The sequence below is a fragment of the Amycolatopsis sp. NPDC047767 genome (genome assembly GCF_040704195.1).
Classification (GTDB): Bacteria; Actinomycetota; Actinomycetes; order Mycobacteriales; family Pseudonocardiaceae; genus Amycolatopsis.
On the sequence record NZ_JBEYSJ010000021.1, the window covers coordinates 1 to 20,163 of the forward strand.

The 20,163-nt window shown below is 72.0% G+C and carries 20 protein-coding genes and 1 pseudogene; 7 read left to right on the forward strand and 14 right to left on the reverse strand.

Annotated features, from left to right (window positions below; genetic code table 11):
- The 3 genes and pseudogenes from AB0878_RS31405 to AB0878_RS31415 form a co-directional block, all read left to right on the forward strand.
- A pseudogene (locus tag AB0878_RS31405) lies at nt 1-384 on the forward strand (sulfate adenylyltransferase); the annotation flags it as partial.
- Nucleotides 381-1,109 carry a sirohydrochlorin chelatase gene (locus AB0878_RS31410; RefSeq protein WP_366583836.1) on the forward strand — a complete coding sequence of 243 codons (729 nt, stop codon included), beginning with the start codon at nt 381-383 and terminating at the stop codon, nt 1,107-1,109. The pseudogene AB0878_RS31405 and the gene AB0878_RS31410, both read left to right, overlap by 4 nt.
- A 211-nt stretch (nt 1,110-1,320) precedes the next feature.
- A complete protein-coding gene (locus tag AB0878_RS31415; RefSeq protein WP_366583837.1) occupies nt 1,321-2,094 on the forward strand; it encodes an enoyl-CoA hydratase-related protein in 774 nt (257 codons plus the stop codon).
- A gap of 49 nt (nt 2,095-2,143) precedes the next feature.
- On the opposite strand, the gene AB0878_RS31420 is transcribed toward AB0878_RS31415, so the two are convergent.
- Genes AB0878_RS31420 through AB0878_RS31430 form a run of 3 tightly spaced genes read right to left on the reverse strand, consistent with a single transcriptional unit; the run spans nt 2,144 to nt 3,179 of the window.
- Nucleotides 2,144-2,509 (reverse strand): barstar family protein, encoded by a 366-nt coding sequence (locus AB0878_RS31420; RefSeq protein WP_285973937.1) that lies wholly within the window; start codon nt 2,507-2,509, stop codon nt 2,144-2,146.
- Nucleotides 2,506-2,970 (reverse strand): ribonuclease domain-containing protein, encoded by a 465-nt coding sequence (locus AB0878_RS31425; RefSeq protein WP_366583838.1) that lies wholly within the window; start codon nt 2,968-2,970, stop codon nt 2,506-2,508. The genes AB0878_RS31420 and AB0878_RS31425 overlap by 4 nt, the downstream gene beginning before the upstream one ends.
- 11 nt (nt 2,971-2,981) lie before the next feature.
- Entirely contained in the window at nt 2,982-3,179 is a 198-nt protein-coding gene (locus AB0878_RS31430; RefSeq protein WP_364054715.1) for a hypothetical protein, read from the reverse strand.
- Nucleotides 3,180-3,239: 60 nt separating this feature from the next.
- Between AB0878_RS31430 and AB0878_RS31435 the strand changes: the two genes are divergently transcribed.
- From AB0878_RS31435 to AB0878_RS31445, 3 genes are all read left to right on the forward strand, one after another.
- On the forward strand, nt 3,240-4,205 hold the full coding sequence (locus AB0878_RS31435; RefSeq protein WP_366583839.1) for a zinc-binding dehydrogenase: 966 nt from the start codon (nt 3,240-3,242) through the stop codon (nt 4,203-4,205).
- Nucleotides 4,206-4,365: 160 nt separating this feature from the next.
- Nucleotides 4,366-5,394 (forward strand): alpha/beta hydrolase, encoded by a 1,029-nt coding sequence (locus AB0878_RS31440; protein WP_366583840.1) that lies wholly within the window; start codon nt 4,366-4,368, stop codon nt 5,392-5,394.
- Nucleotides 5,395-5,501: 107 nt separating this feature from the next.
- On the forward strand, nt 5,502-6,953 hold the full coding sequence (locus AB0878_RS31445; protein ID WP_366583841.1) for an amino acid permease: 1,452 nt from the start codon (nt 5,502-5,504) through the stop codon (nt 6,951-6,953).
- A 53-nt stretch (nt 6,954-7,006) separates the two neighbouring features.
- Here AB0878_RS31445 and AB0878_RS31450 read toward each other — a convergent pair whose 3' ends face one another.
- The 11 genes from AB0878_RS31450 to AB0878_RS31500 all read right to left on the reverse strand — a co-directional run bounded on the left by AB0878_RS31450 (nt 7,007) and on the right by AB0878_RS31500 (nt 19,382).
- Complete coding sequence (locus tag AB0878_RS31450; RefSeq protein ID WP_366583842.1) at nt 7,007-7,192, reverse strand: hypothetical protein; 186 nt, start codon at nt 7,190-7,192, stop codon at nt 7,007-7,009.
- Nucleotides 7,193-7,218: 26 nt separating this feature from the next.
- Nucleotides 7,219-8,598 (reverse strand): amidase, encoded by a 1,380-nt coding sequence (locus AB0878_RS31455; protein WP_366583843.1) that lies wholly within the window; start codon nt 8,596-8,598, stop codon nt 7,219-7,221.
- A gap of 10 nt (nt 8,599-8,608) precedes the next feature.
- Nucleotides 8,609-10,018 (reverse strand): amidase, encoded by a 1,410-nt coding sequence (locus AB0878_RS31460; RefSeq protein WP_366583844.1) that lies wholly within the window; start codon nt 10,016-10,018, stop codon nt 8,609-8,611.
- Nucleotides 10,015-11,463, reverse strand: coding sequence for an MFS transporter (locus AB0878_RS31465; RefSeq protein WP_366583845.1), 1,449 nt, complete (start codon nt 11,461-11,463; stop codon nt 10,015-10,017). Before AB0878_RS31465 ends, AB0878_RS31460 begins: the two co-directional genes overlap by 4 nt.
- The gene (locus AB0878_RS31470; protein ID WP_366583846.1) at nt 11,460-13,067 is read right to left on the reverse strand and encodes an amidase family protein; all 1,608 of its coding nucleotides are present in this window, start codon (nt 13,065-13,067) and stop codon (nt 11,460-11,462) included. The genes AB0878_RS31465 and AB0878_RS31470 overlap by 4 nt, the downstream gene beginning before the upstream one ends.
- A gap of 25 nt (nt 13,068-13,092) precedes the next feature.
- On the reverse strand, nt 13,093-14,703 hold the full coding sequence (locus AB0878_RS31475; RefSeq protein ID WP_366583847.1) for an ABC transporter substrate-binding protein: 1,611 nt from the start codon (nt 14,701-14,703) through the stop codon (nt 13,093-13,095).
- Nucleotides 14,704-14,787: 84 nt separating this feature from the next.
- A complete protein-coding gene (locus AB0878_RS31480; protein ID WP_366583848.1) occupies nt 14,788-15,729 on the reverse strand; it encodes an ABC transporter ATP-binding protein in 942 nt (313 codons plus the stop codon).
- A complete protein-coding gene (locus AB0878_RS31485) occupies nt 15,729-16,727 on the reverse strand; it encodes an ABC transporter ATP-binding protein (protein ID WP_366583849.1) in 999 nt (332 codons plus the stop codon). The genes AB0878_RS31480 and AB0878_RS31485 overlap by 1 nt, the downstream gene beginning before the upstream one ends.
- Nucleotides 16,724-17,617 (reverse strand): ABC transporter permease, encoded by an 894-nt coding sequence (locus tag AB0878_RS31490; protein WP_366583850.1) that lies wholly within the window; start codon nt 17,615-17,617, stop codon nt 16,724-16,726. The genes AB0878_RS31485 and AB0878_RS31490 overlap by 4 nt, the downstream gene beginning before the upstream one ends.
- 56 nt (nt 17,618-17,673) lie before the next feature.
- Complete coding sequence (locus AB0878_RS31495) at nt 17,674-18,618, reverse strand: ABC transporter permease (RefSeq protein ID WP_366583851.1); 945 nt, start codon at nt 18,616-18,618, stop codon at nt 17,674-17,676.
- Nucleotides 18,618-19,382, reverse strand: a complete 765-nt coding sequence (locus AB0878_RS31500; protein WP_366583852.1) for a GntR family transcriptional regulator — start codon at nt 19,380-19,382, stop codon at nt 18,618-18,620. Before AB0878_RS31500 ends, AB0878_RS31495 begins: the two co-directional genes overlap by 1 nt.
- 329 nt (nt 19,383-19,711) lie before the next feature.
- Between AB0878_RS31500 and AB0878_RS31505 the strand changes: the two genes are divergently transcribed.
- Nucleotides 19,712-20,158: a pyridoxamine 5'-phosphate oxidase family protein gene (locus AB0878_RS31505; RefSeq protein ID WP_366583853.1), complete on the forward strand. Its 447-nt coding sequence runs from the start codon at nt 19,712-19,714 to the stop codon at nt 20,156-20,158.
- Nucleotides 20,159-20,163 lie beyond the last annotated feature (5 nt).

Here is a 20,163-nt window from a genome sequence, read left to right on the forward strand (position 1 = left end):
GACGACCTCGACATCTCCCGCGGCGACCTCATCGCCGTGGCCGATCGCGCGCCCCGCGTCACCGACGAGCTCACCGCGACGCTGTGCTGGCTCTCGTCGAAGCAGCTCAAGCCGGGCGCGCGCGTCCTCGTGAAGCACGGCACGCGCACGGTCCAGGCCATGGTCACTGAGCTCACCGCCCGCTTCGACGAGCAGACGCTGTCCAGTGTGGACGATCCGGACTCGCTGGACCTCAACGACATCGGCCGCGTCGAGCTGCGCCTGGCCGAGCCGCTGGGCGTGGACGACTACACCGACAGCCCGCGCACGGGCGCGTTCCTCGTCATCGACCCGAAGGACGGCGACACGCTCGCCGCCGGGCTGGTCGGCGAACGGTTCCCGTGACGGCTCCCCTCGTCCCCGTCGCGCACGGCAGCCGCGACCCCCGCTCGGCCGCGACCGTGCGGGGGCTCGTGGAGCGCGTGCGCGCGCAGGCGCCGGGGATCGAGGTCTACGAGTCCTTCCTGGACCTCTCGCAACCGCGGGTCACCGACGTCCTGCACCGGCTGTACACGCAGGGCCACCGCGCCGCCGTCGTCGTGCCACTGCTGCTCGGCACTGCGTTCCACGCGCGAGTGGACCTGCCCGCGCTCGTCGCCGAGGTCAAGGCGGAGTGCCCGGGCTTCGACGTGCGGGTGTCCGAGGTGCTGGGCGTCGACCCGATGCTGGAACGCGTCGCACTCGACCGGCTCTCCGGCGCCGGCCTGGGCCCGGGCGACGGGGTCGTGGTCAGCGCCGTCGGTTCGTCGAACGCCGGGGCCAACGCCGCCGTCGCCGACCTGGCCGCCCGCTGGGAGGGCGAGCTGGGGCTGCCGGTCACCGAGGCGTTCGCGAGCGCGGCGCAGCCCGACGTACCCGCCGCCGTGGCGCGGCTGCGGGCTCGGGGCGTGCGGCGGATCGTCGTCGCGTCGTGGTTCCTCGCGCCCGGACTGCTGCCCGACCGCATCGCGGTGCACGCGCGTGAGGCCGACCGCGCCGTGTTCCTCGCCGAACCGCTGGGCACCGACCCGCGCGTGGCCGCCGCCGTGCTGCACCGCTACGCGGACGTCGTGACCCGGATACCGCTTTAGCAGCACGCTCCTGCGCAGGTCAGCACCTAAAGCCGAATCCGATACGCGTTTTGGGTGGCACCTGACCCTGGACGCCGACGTGACGGCGCCGAAGCTCACGGTGGCCGGCGGCGTCGCCACACTGTCGTTCCCGGCCCGGGCCGCCCTCGTCCCGGCGGCCCCCGACGCACGTCACAGGCTCCCCCGCGGGCCCGTGTGCGATTGTGGTGCCATGGTTGACGAACTGGTGCACTACGACGTGGTGGGCGGCACCGCCACGATCACCCTCGACTCCCCGTACAACCGCAACGCCCTGTCCGCGCAGCTGCGCCGCGAGCTCTCCGAGTCGCTGGACAAGGCCGTCGCCGACGACGCCGTGCGGGTGGTGCTCCTGACGCACACCGGCCCGGTCTTCTGCGCCGGCATGGACCTCAAGGAGGCCCGCGGGGCCGGGGCCGGCGACCAGGGTGTGAACGAGTTCCCGAAGATCCTCGAGCGGCTGTGGACCAGCCCGAAGCCGGTCGTGGCGCGCCTGGCCGGCCCGGCCCGTGCCGGCGGCATCGGCATGGTCGCCGCGTGCGACATCGCGGTCGCGGTGCCCGAGGCGACGTTCGCGTTCTCCGAGGTCCGCATCGGCGTGGTGCCGGCCGTGATCTCGCTGACGGTGCTGCCGCGGTTGAACCCCCGCGCCGCGCACGAGCTGTTCCTCACCGGCGACGTGTTCGACGCGCGGCGGGCCGTGGAGATCGGTTTGCTCAACGCCGCGGTGCCCGCCGCCGAGCTCGACGAGACCGTGCAGCGGTACCTCAAGTCGCTGACGCTCGGCGGCCCGAACGCGTTGGCAGCGACCAAAACCCTGCTGAGCAAGCCGCGTCCGGCCACGCCGTCGGAAGGCTTCGCCGCGATGAACGAGCTGTCGGCCGGGTTCTTCGCGAGCGAGGAAGGTCAGGAAGGCATCCTCGCGTTCGCCCAGAAGCGCAAACCGAACTGGGTCCCCGAAGACTGAGCTGAGGCCGGCGTCCCGATCCCCGATCTGCCAGCGGGGATCGGGATGGTCACGAGTCGGCGAGAACGACCGTCAGCTGCCAGGAATCGGCTTTGCCGTCGACCGGGCCGAGCGCGCGCTGGGCGTCGGAAAGGACGCTGCGGATCGCCAGGTAGTTCTTCGGTTCGGCCTGGCGCAAGGCTTCCGAGCCGCGCCAGATCAGCACGTGCTCGCCGGCGGGCAGCCACGACAGGTCCGTGAGCATGTCGTACAACGCGTCGAGGTTGCGGCCGAAGTAGTCCGGAAAGGACATGGCCTTCGCGATCGCGTCGAGCGTGGAGGCCTTGTCCACGGTGCCGCCGTTGACCAGGTGCGGGTACGCGCCCCGTGCGAAGGCCTCGTCCGCGGCGGCCTTCGCCTCGTCGGCCGGCGTCACCGGCTCGGGTCCACGACGACGAACGACGCGTAGTGGTCGTCGGTGTAGAACAGTTCCTTGGCCTGCCCGGTCACCAGGCGACGCGGGCCGCGGTCGGGGCTCTTCGGCGTCGTCACCGTGAACTCGTGGTAGTAACCCGATTGCTTCCGCGGCAGCACTTTCTCACGATTCTCGAACACGACGTCGTCGTTGCGCGGATAGGGGTACGGCCCGCCCGCCTGGATCAGCTTCCACGTGTCGCGCGCCTGCGAGGGCAAGCCGGACAACGGTTTCACCGGCAGCCCGGAGTCGCTGCCGGGCAGTTTCGCGGCGACGCCCGAGGCGCCGGCCGGGGCGGAGCTGCTCGGCGTGGCGGGGGCCGACGAGGACGAGTCCCCGACGTTCTCCTTCACGAGCCAGCCCGCGAGCACCAGCACGAGGAGACCGACGAGTGCGGCGGTGATCCGCCTGCGGTTGACCATGGTGAGTGAGCCTAAGAGGGCGGGTTGTCGTCGTCGCGGGCCGGGCCGAACCAGCGGGCGAAGCGGCCCACGAGCTTGTCGATCACCCACGCGGCGAGCAGGCACAGCGGGACGACCACGACCATGACCAGCACGAACTGGACGGGGAACCAAGCCTGGGCGAGCCACAGCTCGACCCCGTCCCACCAGTCGGCCAGCCCGTTGAACACAGGTGTGAGCCTACGCGCGCCAGGCTGCGTCGGCGCGCCCAGGGGCGGTAGGTTGCTGCCATGTTCGCCGTATACGCGAAGGAACCCAACGCCGAGGCCCCGCTCGACTCTCTCGTCGCCGGCGAGCGGCCCGAGCCCGAGGTGCCCGAAGGCTGGGTCCGGGTGCACGTCAAGGCCGCCAGCCTCAACATGCACGACCTGTGGACGCTGCGCGGCGTCGGCATCAAGCCCGACCAGTTCCCGATGATCCTGGGCTGCGACGGCGCCGGCACGCTCGACGACGGCACCGAGGTCGTGATCCACTCCGTGGTCCACGCCCCGGGCTGGCAGGGCGACGACACACTCGACCCGAAGCGCACCCTGCTGACCGAGAAGCACCAGGGCACGTTCGCCGAGCAGGTCGTGGTGCCCGCGCGCAACGTGGTGCCCAAGCCGGCCGGGCTCACGTTCCCCGAAGCCGCGACGATGGGCACGGCGTGGCTGACCGCGTACCGGATGCTGTTCGTGAAGTCCGGCCTGCGCCCCGGCCAGACGATGCTGGTGCAGGGCGCGTCCGGTGGCGTGTCCACGGCGCTCATCGCGCTCGGGCGCGCGGCGGGCTTCCGCGTGTGGGTGACCGGCCGCAGCGAGGAGAAGCGCGCGGTGGCCGAGAGCGTCGGCGCGCACCAGACGTTCGAGTCCGGCGCGCGGCTTCCCGAGCGGGTCGACGCGGTGTTCGAGACCGTGGGCAAGGCCACCTGGGCGCACACCCTCAAGTCGCTAAAGCCGGGCGGCATCGTGGTGGTGTCGGGGTCCACGAGCGGCCCGGACCCGTCGGCCGACCTGCAGCGGGTGTTCTTCCTGCAGCTGCGCGTCGCCGGCTCGACCATGGGCACACGCGACGAGCTGGCCGACATGCTGAGCTACCTCGACCTCAAGGGGATCAAGCCCCGGATCGGGACCGAACTGCCGCTGGCCGAGGCCGAGGCGGGGTTCCGGGCGATGCTCGACGGCGAGACCGCGGGCAAGATCGTTTTCACCCGCTGAGTCGACAGAAACCCTCCGGCCTGGGCTTTTCCGTCACGGATCAGCCCGGGCCGGTGCTTGTACGCCGCATTCCGTTAACCGTCAACACCCCGAGTTCGCAATCGGCTTGTTACCCCCGATGTTCGACCAGAACTCGACCTTGAACGGTTAACCTGTAGACATGACCGCATCGAAGCGGCCCGCACCCGCTGTCCGGGGCGGCCGGCCCAGCAGCGAACCGGATCCCGTCCGGGTCTCCTTCCGGCGCTTCGCCGGAGTGCGGACGCGGGTGCTCGAAGTCGGTCCACCGGTGGTGGAGGCCGAAGCGCCCAAGCGGTCCCGCAAGCGGGGCACCGGGAAACCCCGCGCACCCCGGCTGGTGCTGCTCCACGGCTACTGCGACAGCGCCGACACCTGGCGTCCTGTGCTGGCCGAGCTCGCCACCGCGGGCATCGCGGCCGTCGCCGTGGACCTGCCCGGTTTCGGCGACGCCCAGCCCCTGCGCCCGGGCCCCATGCTCCCCCAGCTCGACGCGTTCGCCGCCGCCGTCGTGCGCGAGCAGGCCGTGCTCGGCCCGGTGGTGCTCGCCGGCAACTCCCTCGGCGGCACGCTCGGCCTGCGCGCGGCCCAGAACCCGCGGCTGCCGCTCGTCGGCGTCGTGTCGATCGCCGCGCCCGGCTTCGTCGACTCGTGGCTCGTCCGCACGGTCGCACGCAACCCGTTGCCGCTGCGGCTGTACTCCGCGCTCCCGCTGCCGGTACCCGGGTTCCTGGTCCGCGCGGTCGCCGAGCAGGTCGTCCCCCGCCTGCTGTACGCCGACGCGGGCACCGCCGACGCCGGCCAGGTCCGCCGCTTCACCACGCTCTTCCCCGACTACCGCGCCACCACCTCCCGCCTCGAGCAGGCGCGCCAGCTCGTCACCGAGCTCGCCGACGCCTACCAGCTCGACCGCGTGCACGTCCCGCTCCTGGTCGTGGCCTGCGGCAAGGACAAGCTCGTCTCCTCGGCCGCCGGCCGCCGCCTGCACACCCTCGTGCCGCACAGCCGCCTCCTGGTGCGCGAGGACTGGGGCCACTGCCCCCAGCTCGACGACCCACCCGAGATCGCCGAGCTCCTCACCTTCTTCGCCGCGGGCGCCGTCCGCCCCGGCGACGTGTCCCGGCCCGCGCGTGCCGCGTCCCAAGCCGCGGAGGACACCGCGGCGGGCTGAGTTCCCGCCCGCTTCGGAACATCGGTGACACAGCGGACACGGCCTAGTACGGTGCGCTGCCAGAGCCCGTGACCCGGGCTCGGTTCACGACGTATGAGGAGACATCGATGTCCGCTCCGCGCAGCCTGGGAACAGGGTCCGGCATCTTCCGGCGCAAACCGATCGAGACGATCGAGAGCGGCGGTGACGGCCTGCAACGCACACTGGGGCTGCGCCAGCTGACGGCGATCGGCGTGGGCGGCATCATCGGTGCCGGGATCTTCTCGCTGGCGGGCGCGGTGGCCAACCAGACGGCCGGCCCCGCCGTGCTGATCTCGTTCCTCATCGCGGGCGTCGCGAGCGCGGCGGCGGCGTTCTCGTACGCCGAGTTCGCCGGGCTGATCCCGCGCGCCGGCTCGGCCTACACCTACGGCTACGCGGTGCTGGGCGAGATCGTCGGCTGGTTCATCGGGTGGGACCTGCTTCTGGAGTACACCGCGATCGTGGCGGTGGTCGCCATCGGAATCTCCGGCTACTTCAACGACCTGCTGGGCTTCCTGCACGTCTCGCTGCCGCAGTGGATGTCGGGCGCGCCGGGCACGGAGCCCGAGGGCGTGGCGCACGGCTCGTACGTGGTGAACCTGTTCGCCGTGGTGCTGTGCCTGCTCATCGCGTTCATCCTCAACCAGGGCATGAAAAACGCGGCGCGGTTCGAGACGCTGCTGGTGTACCTGAAGGTCGCGCTCGTGGTGCTGGTGATCGTGGTCGGCGCCTTCCACATCAAGACGGGCAACTACACCAACTTCTTCCCCTTCGGCGTCAGCGGCGCGTTCACGGGTGCGGCCACGGTCTTCTTCGCGGTCTTCGGCTACGACGCCATGTCCACCGCGGCCGAGGAGTCGAAGGACTCCCAGAAGCACATGCCGAAGGCGATCCTGTACTCGCTCGCGATCTCGATGGTGCTCTACGTCCTCGCGTGCCTCGTGCTGACCGGCATGGTGAACTACCAGGACATCGACCCCGAAGCGGCGTTCTCCAGCGCGTTCGCGTCGGTGGGCCTGGGCTGGCTGGGCGCGGTGATCGCGGTCGGCGCCATCATCGGCATCCTGACCGTGCTGTTCACCTTCCTGCTCGGCGCGACGCGCGTCGGCTACTCCATGAGCCGCGACGGCCTGCTGCCGAAGTGGTTCGGCAAGACGCACCCGGTGCGCAAGGTGCCCACCCGCACCACGTGGATCCTCGGCGTGGCGTCGGCGGTCATCGCCGGGTTCCTGCCGATCGGCGAGGCCGCCGAGCTCACCAACATCGGGATTCTGCTGGCATTCGTGGTGGTGTGCATCGCGGTGATCGTGCTGCGGTACAAGCGCCCCGATCTGCCCCGCACGTTCCGGACGCCGGGGATGCCGGTGGTGCCGATCATCGGGGTGGTCTTCTCGATCTGGCTGATCACGTTCCTGAAGCCGGAGACGTGGTTGCGCTTCGCGATCTGGTTCGTGATCGGGATGGCCGTCTACTTCGGTTACAGCCGCCGCCACTCCGTGCTGGCGCGCGGCGAACAGCGTGAGTCCACTTCGGACTGATCCGACAGGGCCGGCCTGCTGAGGCGTTCACGCGGAACGCCTCAGCAGGACGCCTACAACTCGGCGCGGAAGATCAGGCCCGGCTCCTCGTACCGGGCCTCCGGCACCGCGTAGAGCTTCTCGATCTCTTCGGAGAGCGACGGGTAGCCGGCGATGAGGAGCGCGGTTTCCTCGGCCGACGGCGTCACACCGGCGGCGGAGAGCAGGGCGGGGACGACGGTCGCGGGATCGGGTGTCACGGGAGTTTCCTTTCCTGGTACGGGGTTCACGACAGCGGGGGAACCTGGCGGTGCCAGGAGGTGCGCTGCTGGTAGGCGTACCCGGCCGCGAGCACGGTGGCCTCGTCGAACGGCTTGCCGACGATCTGCAGGCCGAGCGGCAGCCCGTCGGCGGTGAAACCCATGGGCACGGACATCGCGGGGTTGCCGAGCGCGTTCCAGTAGGGCGTGTGGAGCGCGTCGACGATCTTGTCGAGCGTCAGCTTGTCCACCTCGGGGGCGCCGCACGCGCTCGTCGGCGTGAGGATGAGGTCCACGTCGGCGAAAAGGGCGGCGACCTGGCGCTGTCCGACGCGCCGGACGCGCTGGGCCTGGACGTAGTCACCCGCGCTGACGAGGGCGCCGGTGACGACCGCCATGCGGGTGCCGGCCCCGTAGTCGGTCCAGCGCGAGCGCAGGTCCGGCTGGTGGTAGGCGTACGCCTCGGCCGAGAGCCCGGCCATCGTGGCGGTCTTGAGCTCGTCGTACAGCGGCAGCCGCACGTCGACGACCTCGGCCCCGGACGCGACGAGCTCGGCGACGGCCGCGTCCAGCGCCGGGTCGAGCTCCGGCGCGGTGAGCGGCGAGCGGTCGAGGAGGCGGTCGATGCCGATCCGCAGCCCGGCGAGTGAGCCGGTGAGCCCGCTGGTGTAGTCGTCGACCGGGCGGTCGGCCGACGTCGCGTCGCTGCTGTCGTGACCGGCGAGCACGGCGAGCATCACCGCGCAGTCTTCGGCGCTGCGCGCCATCGGTCCGATGTGGTCGTAGCTGTAGCCCAGCGGCACGCACCCGGCTTTCGGGACGCGGCCGAAGGTCTGTTTGAGACCCGTGATCCCGCAGCTGGTCGCGGGGTACCGGATGCTGCCGCCGGTGTCGGTGCCGAGTCCGCCGAGGAACAGCCCGGCCGCCACCCCGCTCCCGGTGCCCGAGCTCGAACCGCCGGGATAGCGCTCCGTGTTCCACGGGTTGCGCGGGATCGGGAACGGCTTGTCGGGGTCGGGCGTGCCGATCGCGTACTCCATGGTGCTGGTCTTGCCGGTGACGATCGCCCCGGCGGCCCGCAGCCGCGCCACGACGGGAGCGTCCCCGCCGGCGCCCCACGCGCGGTCGAGCACGAGGCTCTGCGCGGTGGTCTCGCCCTCCTCGGTGGCGATGATGTCCTTGATTCCCAACGGGATTCCGTGCAGCGGGCCGCGGTCGACGCCGCCGGCCAGCTCCGCGTCGGCCTTCGCGGCGGCGGCCAGCGCCGTCTCGTCGAACCGCGCCAGGTACACCCCCAGTGCCTCGTCGTGGGCGTCGGCGGCCGCGTAGGCCGCGGTCGTGAGTTCCACCGACGTGGTCTCGCCGGCGCGCAGTGCCGCGGCGGCTTCGGTGATGGTCAGGTACATCGCGTCCTCCTCAAGCGGCCGCGGGCAGGGCCGGGCGGCGCAGGTGGTGGGTGGTGGCGGCCTGGTAGGCACCGCCGAGGGCGAACAACGTGGCCTCGTCGCGCGGGCGGCCGACGAACTGCAGGCTCCCCGGCAGTCCGCCGATCTCGCCCGAGGGCAGCACCAGCGCCGGGGAGCCGGTGAGGTTGAACGGCACGCTCGTGCGGCAGGCGGCGTCGAGCCACGGCACCTCGCGGTTGCCGAGGTCCGACGTCATCTCGGAGGCGATGAACGGGGGCAGCGCGCTCAGGCCGGGCGTCACGAGCGCCGCGCAGCCGGCCATCGCGGCGTCGAGCTCACGCTGGAACACCGGGCGCAGCCGCAGCGCCCGCAGGTAGTCCGCGGCGCTCACGAACGGAGCCGCGCCCAGCAGCGACGCGCCCATCTCGTCGCGGTCCTCGATTCCCGACACGTGCTCTTCGTGCAGGGAGAGCATTTCGGCGTAGATGATCCACCAGCCGGCGACGGCGGCGAGCTCGAACGTCGGCAGCTCCACGTCGACGAGCTCCACGCCGAGCCCGGTCAGCTCGCCGAGCGCCGACTCGTACGCCTCGGCGACCGCGGGGTGCAGGTCGCCTTCGAGGAACGCGCGATCCCGTGCCACCCGCATGCCGCTGACGTCCCGGCCCACCGCCGCGCTGAACGGGCTGTCCTCCGCGGGCAGGGTGGTCGGGTCGAGCGGATCGGGCCCGGCGATCACGTCGAGCATCAGCGCGGCGTCGGCGACGCTGCGGGTCATCGGCCCGGCGTGGTCCATGGTCCAGGACAGCCCCATCACGCCGTGGCGGGGCACCCGGCCGTAGGTCGCCTTGATCCCGGTGATCCCGCAGAACGCGCTCGGGATGCGGATCGAGCCGCCGGTGTCGGTGCCGATCGCCAGCGGCACCTGGCCCGCCGCGACCGCCGCGCCGGAGCCGGACGACGAGCCTCCGGTGGTGCGCCGCGGGTCCCACGGGTTGCGGGTGGGGCCGAACGTCTTGTTCACCGCGCCGCCGCAGGCGAACTCGAACGTGGCGAGCTTGGCGAGCAGCACCCCGCCGGCGTCGGCGAGCCGGGCCGCGAGCACCGCGTCCGTCTCCGGCACGTAGTCGCGATACAGCGCCGAGCCGCCGGTCGTCCTGATCCCGGCCGTGGCGACGATGTCCTTGAGCCCGTACGGAACTCCCTCCAGCGGCCGGGCGGTGCCCTCGCGCCAGCGCGCGTCCGATTCGGCCGCCTTCGCCCGCGCGGAGTCGGTGAGCAGGGTGATCACCGAGTTGAGCCCGGGGTCGGTGGCCTCGATGCGGGCCAGGCAGGCCGCGACGGCTTCGCTCGGGGTCGCGGTGCCGGCGGCGAACGCGGCGAGCAGCTCGGTCGCGGTGAGGTCGGCGAGGTCGGTCATGCGGTGCCTCCCCGGGTGATCCAGGCGAGCGCGGTGGCCGGTTCGCTGACCGGCTCGGTGAACGGCAGGGGCAGTCGCCGCAGGCGTTCGAGATCCGCGCGGTAGTGGGTGTGTGTGGCGTAGGCCTGCGCGAGGCGTTGCGGGGTGAGGGTGATGTCGGAGTTCGCGGCGAACACGGCGAACTCCTCGGGCGCGGGCAGCGGCACGGTTTCCTCCTTGACGACGGACAGGTGGGGACGGCGGGGCAGCGTCTCCCGGACGGTGAGGGTGAGCAGGAGACCGCCGAAGAGGCAGACGGCCGTGGCCGCGAGCGCGGTGTGCACGCCGCCGACGGCGATGCCCACTCCGGCGAGCAGCCCGCCGGCGAGCATCCCGATGTCACAGGCGATCCGGTACGCGGCGAGCGCGATGTCCGGGTCCTCGGCGAGATCGACGGTCATCGCGGCCGGGACGACCCACGTGGTGCCGACGGTGACGCCGGTGGCGAGCGCCCCGAAGGCGAACGCGACCGGGCCGCGGACCACCGTGGCGAGGGCCAGCACGGCGACGGTGCCCCACGCCAGCGCGGCCGCCAGCGGGAGCAGCCGCCCGTGCCGGTCGCCGAACCGGCCGCCGAAGTGCATCGCGCCGACGTCGGTGACCGACATCGCGAACAACGCCAGCCCCAAGGCGACCCAGCCCATGCCGAGCTGCGCGCCCAGCAACGGGACCAGCGTCAGCGCGAGCCCGGACCGCACCGCCTGCCCGAGCCCGGTCAGCACGAGCACCGACCACATCCGGCGGCCGCGCACTCCCAGGCCCGCGGGCAGCCCGAGCCGGGGCCGGACGGCGGAAACCCAGCAGGGCGCGAGGAACCACGCCGCCACCGCACCGGCCAGGTTCACCGCCGCGCACACGCCGAACAGCAGCCGCAACCCGTCGGGTCCCGGCACCACCGCCGCGATCAGGCCACCGCCGAGCGGACCGGTCGCGACGCCGAGGAACCAGAACGCGTTGAACGTGCCGATCGCGCTCCCGCGCACCCGTTCGCCGACGAGCCGGACGGCGAGCGCGATCCCGCCGCCCATGAACAAAGCCGTGCCGAACCCCTGCAGCACCCGCGCGAGCCCGACGACCTCCCAGCTGGTGGTGGCCGCCGAGAGCAGGCAGCCGACGCCGAACACGAGCAACGACACCGTGAGCGCGGTGCGCGAGGACACCCGCGGCACGAACCGGGTGCCGAGGAAATCGACCAGCAGCAGGGAAAGCCCGATCGAGGAGACCACGAAGGCCGCCCACGACGGCGGGCCGCCGAGCCCCACCACGAGCAGCGCCGTGAACGGCGCGGTCAGCCCGAACCCGACGCCGGCCACCACGACGACGAGGTGGAACCGGCGGCGAGCGTCCGGCCCGGAGCCGGGCACCGGGCCGGACACGGGTGCCCGCGCGGGCACGGTTTCGATCACCGCGAACCGGCCGGCTGCGGTTCGGGCCGGGTGGCGGGCTGGGCCGTGATCCCGCCCGGCATCACACCCGCCGCGTCCTCCACGACCGCACCCGCCCGGAACGTCAGCGCGTCCTGCCACCGCGGCGCGATGATCTGGATCGACGCCGGCATCGAGGTTTCCGGGTCCACGCCACTCGGCACCGCGAGCGCCGGGTGCCCCGTGAGGTTGAGCACGCAGGTGTTGCTGACCATCGTGGTGCCGCGGGCGAGCAGCTCCGGGTCCTCGGCGGGCCGGTCCAGCAGCACCGGCGCGACCTGCGGTGTGGTCGGGGTGAGCAGCAGGTCGAACCCGGCGAACGCCGCGTCGAGCTGTGCGGTCAGGGCTCGCCGCAGGTTCGCGGCCTTGGCGAAGTAGGTGGAGAAGTACTTGTCGTGCAAGTACCTTCCGCCCAGCAGCCACACCTTGAAGAACGGCGGGAACGAGTCCGCCTCGAGCCGCCGGACGAGGCCGAAGGCGTGGGTCCGCTCGACGTCCACCTCGCCGAGGTGCGCGTAGCCGGCACCGTCGGACTGGGCGTTGAGCCACGCCAGATGCATCAGCAACGTGGTTTCGATGGCCCACGCGTCCGTCCACAGGGGAATCGAAACCGGGGTCACGGTCGCGCCGGCGGCCTCCAGTGCGGCGCACGAGGACTCGAGCGCGGCGAGCACGCCCGGCTCGCACAGGGCCGGGTCGCGCCCTTCGGTCACCACACCGATCCGCAGACCGGCCACCCCTTCGCCGAGCGCGGCGACGGCGTTCGTCGGCTCGGCCGTGCCCCGGACCCACTGCGGGTCGCGGTCGGAGTGCCCGCTCATCACGTCGAGCATCCGGGCGGTCAGCTCCACCGTGCCCGCCATCGGGCACACGGCGTCGATCGTGTGGTCCATGTACGTCAGCCCGTGGGAGGGAACCAGGCCCTGGGTGGGTTTGATGCTGACGATCCCGTTGAAGGACGCGGGAATCCGGGCCGAACCGCCCTCGTCGACGCCGATTGCGAGATCGACCGCGCCGGAGCGGACGGCCGATCCCGAGCCGCCCGACGAGCCGCCGGCCGACCGGGTGGGGTCGACGGCGTTGCGGGCCGGGCCGTACCAGCTCGACTCGCCGGTGCCGGACGTGGAGAAGTCGTCCAGGTTCGTCTTGCCGGTGACGTCGGCGCCCGCGGCGAGCAGCCGGGACACCACGACCGCGTCGGACGTCGGCGTGTAGCTCAGCGTCCGTGAAGCGTTGGTGACCGGCACCCCCGCCACGGCGAGGTTGTCCTTGACGCCGACGGTGAGTCCCGCGAGCGGCCCGCCCGGCGCGCCTTTCACGTGACAGCGCCGGATGAACGCGTGGAACGGGTCCTCGGTGTCGTCGACCGGGCCGCCGGGATCGCGGTCGGTGTAGGTCAACGGCGGGGTGGGCGCGTGCAGTTCGTCCAGCCGGTCGACGCCGGCGAACGTCCGGTCGAGGATCTGCGCGTACTGCTCGGCTTCCCGCGGGGTGAGGGACAGGTGCTCGGTCGCGCCGAGCTCCGACAGCTCCTGCGGCGTCGGCCTGCGCACGAAGCCGCGGATGCGGCCGCGAGGCATCGCCATGGCGATCTCCTTTCGGTGGGGCCGGTCAGCCGACGGACAGCTGGGTGAGGTCGGCGAACCAGGACTGCGCCTGCACGAAGCCGTGCACGCTGGAGGACAGGACACGCGGGTTGCGGTCGTCGACCACGACGAGCCACGGCGAGTCCTTCGCGAGGATCTGCGCGGCCTGCGAGTAGAGGCTCGCCCGCGCCTTGTCGTCGAGCACCGTGCGCGCCTTGGCGAACAGGGCGTCGACTTGGGGGTTGCTGTACTTGCCCGCGTTGGCCGTCGAACCGGTGCCGAACCAGTTGCGCCAGAAGCCTTCCTGCTGGTAGCTCAGCGAGATGTTGAGGGCGTCGGCGTTGTCCGGGATCTTGCCGCTGAAGAAGTCGGTCAGCATGGCCGCCCACTCGATGGGCTTGAGCTGGACCTTCACCCCGACGGCGGCGAGGTCGGTCTGCAGCGCGGTGTTCATCGGGGTCGGGACCATGTTGCCTGAGCCGCTGGTCGGGTAGGACAGCGTCATGGTGAACCCGCCTGCGTAGCCGGCTTCGGCGAGCAGTTGCTTGGCCTTGGCCGGGTCGTAGCCGTAGGCGTCGTCGGCGGGCTCGTACGCCGCGTTGGCGTGGGGCACGTAGCCCAGGGCCGGTTCCGCGGTGCCCTTGAGGATGTTGTCGACCAGTGCCTTCCGGTTGATGGCCCAGTTGAGCGCTTCGCGCACCTTCACGTTGGTGAACGGCGGTTTCGCGAGGTTGTAGACCCACGGCCAGATGTGGTCGTAGGAGTTCGTGAGCACCTGGAAGCCCTGCGACTTCAGGTTGGGCACGTCGTCCGGCGGCGGCACCTCGATCCAGTTGACCTCACCGGACCGCAGGGCCGCCACGCGGGCGGTCGGGTCGGGGATCGGGCGCAGGATGACCTTGTCGACCTTGGGCCGGCCGGCCCAGTACTTGTCGTTGGCCAGCATCACCATGCGCTGGCCCCGCACGAGCGAGTCGAACTTGAACGGCCCGGTGCCCACCGGCTTCTCGGCGAAGCCCTGGTTGCCCTCGGCCTTCACCGCCGTGGGGCTGGCGAAGTACACCGTCGCGAGATCGCTGGGCAGGTAGGCCCACGGGCCGTTGGTGTCGATCACGATCGTCAGGTCGTCGACCTTGTGGTAGGTCTTGATCCCGGCGATCGACAACCCGCCCTGGGCGTTGAGCTCCTGGTAGTACTGCGGGCTGTTCTTGTTCGTGTAGCGGTCGAGGTTGAAGATCGCCGCGTCGGCGTTCCACGGGGTGCCGTCGTGGAAGGTGACGCCGGGCCGCAGCTTGAAGGTCCAGCTCGTCAGGTCGGCGTTGGGCGTCCACGATTCGGCGAGGTCGGGGATGATCTTCGGGATCTGGTCGGCTTTGGTCAGGTCGAACTTCGTCAGGCCGTCGAACAGCTGGTTCGCCACGAAGCGCAGGCCCTCGTAGCCCTGGCCCTGGGCGAGCCCGGTGTCGAGCACGGGGATGTCGGACGCGGTCATGCCGATGGTGAGCGTGTTGCCGCCGGAGCCGCCGGCGGTGGCGCTGCCGCCGCAAGCGGACAGCAGGAGCGACACGGCGGCGGCGAACGCGCCGAGCAGCGCGGTCCGGCCTCTCCGCCGCGCGAAGTAACGGTTGGGGGACAAGGGTTTTCCTCTCGGCAGGGGGGTCGAGGGCGTGCGGGTCGGCCCGGCGGCCGGCGCGGCCGCTGGGCTGGCTGGGTGGCGGGATCAGCCCGGTACGGGCACCGGGCTCACGTGGACGCAGGCGGCCCGGTGACCGGGTGCCGCCTCGGCGAGCGCCGGCCACTCGGTCGTGCAAGCCGGTTCCGCGACCGGGCAGCGCGTGCGGAACCCGCAGCCGGACGGTGGATCGGCCGGGTTGGGCAGGTCGCCGGAGAGCACGATCCGCTCGCGGCCCTGTCCCGGGGTCGCCGACAGCAACGCCTGGGTGTACGGGTGGCGCGGGGTGGCCCACAGCTCGCGCGCCGGGGCCAGTTCCACGACCCGGCCGAGGTACATCACGGCCACCCGGTCGGAGATGTGCTCCACCACGGCCAGGTCGTGGGAGATGAACAGGAACGCGACGCCGGTCTCGGCCTGCAGGTCGGCGAGCAGGTTGAGCACCTGCGCCTGCACGCTTTTGTCCAAAGCGGACACCGCTTCGTCGCAGACCACCAGATCGGGCCCGGTGGCCAGTGCGCGGGCGATCGCGACGCGCTGCAGCTGGCCGCCGGAGAGCTCGTGGGGGAAGCGTTCGGCCTGTGCCGCGGTGAGCCCCACCCGTTCCAGCAGCTCCAGCACGCGCGGCAGGCGCGCACCGCGCTCGACGCCGTGCGCCCGGAGGTTGAACTCGATCGACTGGCGCACGCGCAGCCGGGGGTTCAGCGACGTCTGCGGGTTCTGCGGCACCACCTGCAGGCGGGCCCGCAGCGCCCGCATCCGGGAGCGGCTGAGCCCGGCCAAGGGCTCGCCGTCGAAGGTCACGGCGCCGCTGTCGGGCGACAGCAGGCCGAGCAGCATCTTCCCGGTGGTGGACTTCCCGCAGCCGGACTCGCCGACCACGCCGAGCGTCTCTCCCTTGTGGACGGTCAGGGACACGTCGGAGACGGCCCGCACCCCGTTGCCGAACGTCTTGGTCAGGCCCTCGGCCCGCAGCAGCTCGTCGGCCATCACGCCACCACCGACGCCGGTTCCGGGTTCACCACGGGGCAGGCCGCCGACCGGTCCTCGGCCACCGCGGTCAGCGGAGGATCGGTCCGGGTGCACGCGCGCCGGGCCTGCGGGCAGCGCGGGGCGAAGGCGCAGCCGCCGGGGAACGCGCCGACCGCGGGCGGTGCCCCGACGATCGAGTGCAGCGTGCCCCGGGCGACCCCGGGCGTGGGCAGCGAGTTCAGCAACCCGGCCGTGTACGGGTGGCGTGGGGCGGAGAGCACCTCGTGCGCCGGCCCTTCCTCCACGAGCTTGCCCGCGTACATCACCCCGACCCGGCCGCCGAAGTCCGCGGCGACGCCGACGTCGTGGGTGACCATCAGCACCGCCATGCCGAGGCGCTGCTGCAGGTCGGCGATCAGCTCGAGGATCTGCGCCTGCACGGTCACGTCGAGCGCCGTGGTGGGCTCGTCGGCGATGAGCACCTGCGGGTCGCAGCTCACCGCGATCGCGATCACCGCGCGCTGGCGCATGCCGCCGGACAGCTCGTGCGGATAACTGCCGGCCACGCGTTTCGGGTCGGGGATGCCGACCATCGCCAGCAGCTCCTCGGCCCGCCGCCGCGCAGCGGTCTTCACGCGCTCCACGCCGTGGACGGCCAGCGTCTCGGCCAGCTGCGCGCCGATGCGGCGCAAGGGGTCGAGCGCACCCGTGGGGTCCTGGGGCACGAGCGCGATCTGGCCGCCGCGGACGTCGCGCAGCTGCGCCTCCGCGAGCCCGGTGAGCTCGCGGCCGCTCAGCCGCACGCTGCCGCCGAGCTCGGCGCCGGATCCGTAGAGCCGCATGATCGAGCGGGCGGTCACGGACTTGCCGCTGCCGCTCTCGCCGAGCAGCATCATCGTCTCGCCGCGGCCGATCGTGAACGACACCCCGCGCACGACCTCGATCCGGCGGTGCCGGGAGACGAACGTGGTGGTGAGGTCCTCGACCGCCAGGGGCGGGGTCACGGCCGCGTTCATGCCCGCGCCTCCCCTCGCACGTCGAGCAGATCCCGCAGGCCGTCGCCGAGGACGTTGAAGACGACCGACGCGACGAGGATCGCCAGCGCGGGGATCGCGGCCAGGAACGGCGCGGAGTAGATGTACTGCGTGTGCTCGCTGACCATGAGACCCCACTCCGGAGTCGGCGGGGAGATCCCCAGGCCGAGGAAACTCAGCCCCGCCGCGTACACAATGGACAGTCCGATCAGCGCGGTGCAGTACACGATCACCGGCGGGGCGACGTTGGGCAGTACCTGCCGCAGCGCGATGGCCGAGCGGGTGGCACCGCTGGCCCGCGCCGCCTCCATGTAGTCCAGATCCACCAGTCGCCGCGTCTCCGTCTCGGCGACGCGCGCCACCGGCGGGACGAGGATCACCGCGAGCGCGATGATCGCGTTGGACAGCCCGGACCCGAGCGCGGCGGCGATCGCGACCGCGAGCAGCACCGCCGGGAACGCGTAGAACACGTCCAGCGTGCGCATGATCGTTCGCTGGCCCCACTTGCCGGACAGGCCCGCGGTGACCCCGAGCCCGGTGCCGACGAGCGCGGCGAACGCCACCGGGACCAGGCCGGCCAGCAGCGACAGGCGGGTTCCGTCGACGAGGCGGGCCAGCACGTCGCGGCCCTGGCCGTCGGTGCCGAGGAGGTGGCCGGGGGTGCCGGCCGGCAGCAGCCGGTGCGCGGTGTCGCCCGCGACCGGGTCGCCCGCCAGCAGGGGTCCGACGAGGGCGGTGAGCACGATCAGGAGGACCACCGCGGCGGCGACGGTGGCGCTCACGGTCATCCTGCGGCGGCGGCGCGCCGGGGCGGCGGCCGGTGCGGCATCGGGCAGCGACGTCGCCGGTGCCGGTTCGGTCAGTGCGGTCATCGAAGACACTCCTCGAGGAGTTCGGTCGGTGGGGACGGGGACCGGCGACGCTGCCGTCAGGTGCGGATGCGCGGGTCGACGAGGCCGTGCAGCGCGTCGACCACGAGGTTGATCAGCACGAACGCGAACGCGGAGACCAGCACGCCCGCCTGGATCACCGGCAGGTCGCGCTGGGTGATCGACTGGTAGACCAGCAGCCCGATGCCGGGCCACTGGAACACGGCCTCGACGAACACGACACCGCCGAGCAGGTAGCCGACCTGCAGCCCCGCGACGGTCAGCAGCGACGGCACGGTGTTGTGGAAGGCGTGGCGCATCACCCGGGCCCGCGACAGACCCCGCGCGGTGAGCGCCTCGACGAAGTCCATGCTCATCACGTCGAGCACGGACGAGCGGAACATCCGCGCGATGATCCCCGCGGGAACCAGCGCCGCGGTGACCGCGGGCAGGATGAGGTGGTCGACGAGGTCCGCGAACCCGCCGTCGCCGTTCGGGTTGTGCATGCCGCTGACGGGAAACAGACCGGCGTTCGACGCGAGGTAGATGATCAGCAGCAGCCCGATGGAGTACTGCGGCACGGAAATCGAGAACAGCGCGAACGCGTTGCCGATCCGGGCCGCGATGCCGCTGCGGCGCAGGCCGGTCAGCGCGCCGACGAGCAGTCCCAGCACGATGGCGAGCGCGCCGGCCGCGACGGTGAGGATCAGCGTGTTCACCAGCGCGTCCAGGACGATGGGCGCGACCGCGTCGTGGCGGGTGATGCTGGTGCCGAAGTCGCCGGTGAGGGTGTGGCCGAGCCACGAGAAGTACTGCACTGGCAACGGGTTGTCGAGCCCCAGCCGCGCGTGCAGGGCGGCCCTGGCCTCCGGGCTGCCGGTCGGGCCGAGCATCGAAGCGACCGGGTCGCCGGGGATGATCTTGATGGTGATGAAGATGACGATCGAGACGCCGATGAGGATCGGGATCGTCATCAGCAACCGTCGGCCGAGATAACCGGGCATCACGCCTCCTGCGCGAGTTGAGGCAGGCGTCGTTGCCGGCAGTTGCGGGGAAGTTGGGCCAGCAGCGCGATGCGGTCACCCCGCACCCTGGCGAACGCGTATTCCAGAGGCCGTCCGCGGCGGTCGCGGACGAGCCGTTCGAACAGCATCAGCGGTGCGCCCGCCGGCACGTCGAGCACGGCGGCGGCCTCATCGTCGGCGACGATCGCCTCCACCGCCTGGTCGGTCACGCCGAGCTCGAACCCGGCCGCCTCGTAGACCGAATACCACTCGGTCACGGTCCGCCCGTGCCGCACCACCCCGAGCAGCGGGATCGGCACGTAGGCCGTGCAGGCGTAATACGGTTCGGTGCCCAGCACGGCGAGGTACTCGATCACGCCGCAGTCGGCACCCACCGGCAGTCCCAGCCGATCGGCGACGCGCGGCGCGGCCACCTCCTGGCTGATCGCGAGAATCCGGTGCGACACCCGTTCCAGCGCCGGTTCGGGGCCGTGCAGGTGGCTGAAGGCGTGGCGCACCTTGGACGCGACGGAGAACGTGCCGGTCCCCTGCACGCGCTTGACGAGTCCTTCCTCGCGCAGGAGGGCCAGAGCGTCCCGGATGACCTGACGGCTGGCCGAAAAGGACAACATGAGCTCGGCTTCGCCGGGCAGCGCCCCGGCGGGTAACTCCTCGTGCACGATGGCCGCCCGGAGCAGATCCCGCACCCGGCGGGCGGCGCTCAGACGACGCTTGGTCCGCGGATCGATCCTGGCCTGCTTCATGCAGGAAGCGTGCGCTCGCCGCCGTTTGTCCGGAAGGCCGGAAGCGTAACGCCGTCGTTAAGCCGGAAGCCTCGGGGCGGGAATCGGCCTGACCTGCGTGTAACCCGCTGCGGAGCTTCGATACGCGGGATCGGCGCGCCGTCCGGCCGGAAGTTTCCCCGCACTGGCACCGAAGTCGATCTCGCGACCGGCCGGCGTCGCTCGTCCCCGGCGCCGGACCGGATGATCACCGGGACCCGCCGGCAACGCGGCCAGGGTGTCACTTCCGGTGACGCGCTCGGGCGGGTGAGCCGGGAAGACGCACACCCGCCACGGCGTTACTGTGCGGCATGACCGCCGATCTGGAGCACGTCCGCGCGTTGTCCCTGCAGGAGAACGGCCTCGCGACCATCTCGACCACCCGCGCCGACGGGACGGTGCACTCGTCCGTCGTCAACGCCGGGGTCTTCGACGACCCCGTGACCGGCAAACCCGGCGTCGCCCTCGTGGCGATGGGCGGGGCCCACAAGCTCAAGCTGCTGCGCACCACCGGCCACGCGACCCTCACGTTCCGCCGCGGCTGGGACTGGGTGTCGGTGACCGGCAAGACCCACCTCATCGGCCCCGACGACCCCGACGCGGCCTTCGACCCGGCCGGCCTGCCGACGTTGCTGCGCGACGTCTTCAAGGCCGCCACCGGAACCCACGACGACTGGGCCGAGTACGACCGCGTGATGGCCGAGGAGCGCCGCGTCGCGGTGTTCGTGGCGGCCGAGAGGATCATCGGCAACCGCTGAAGCCC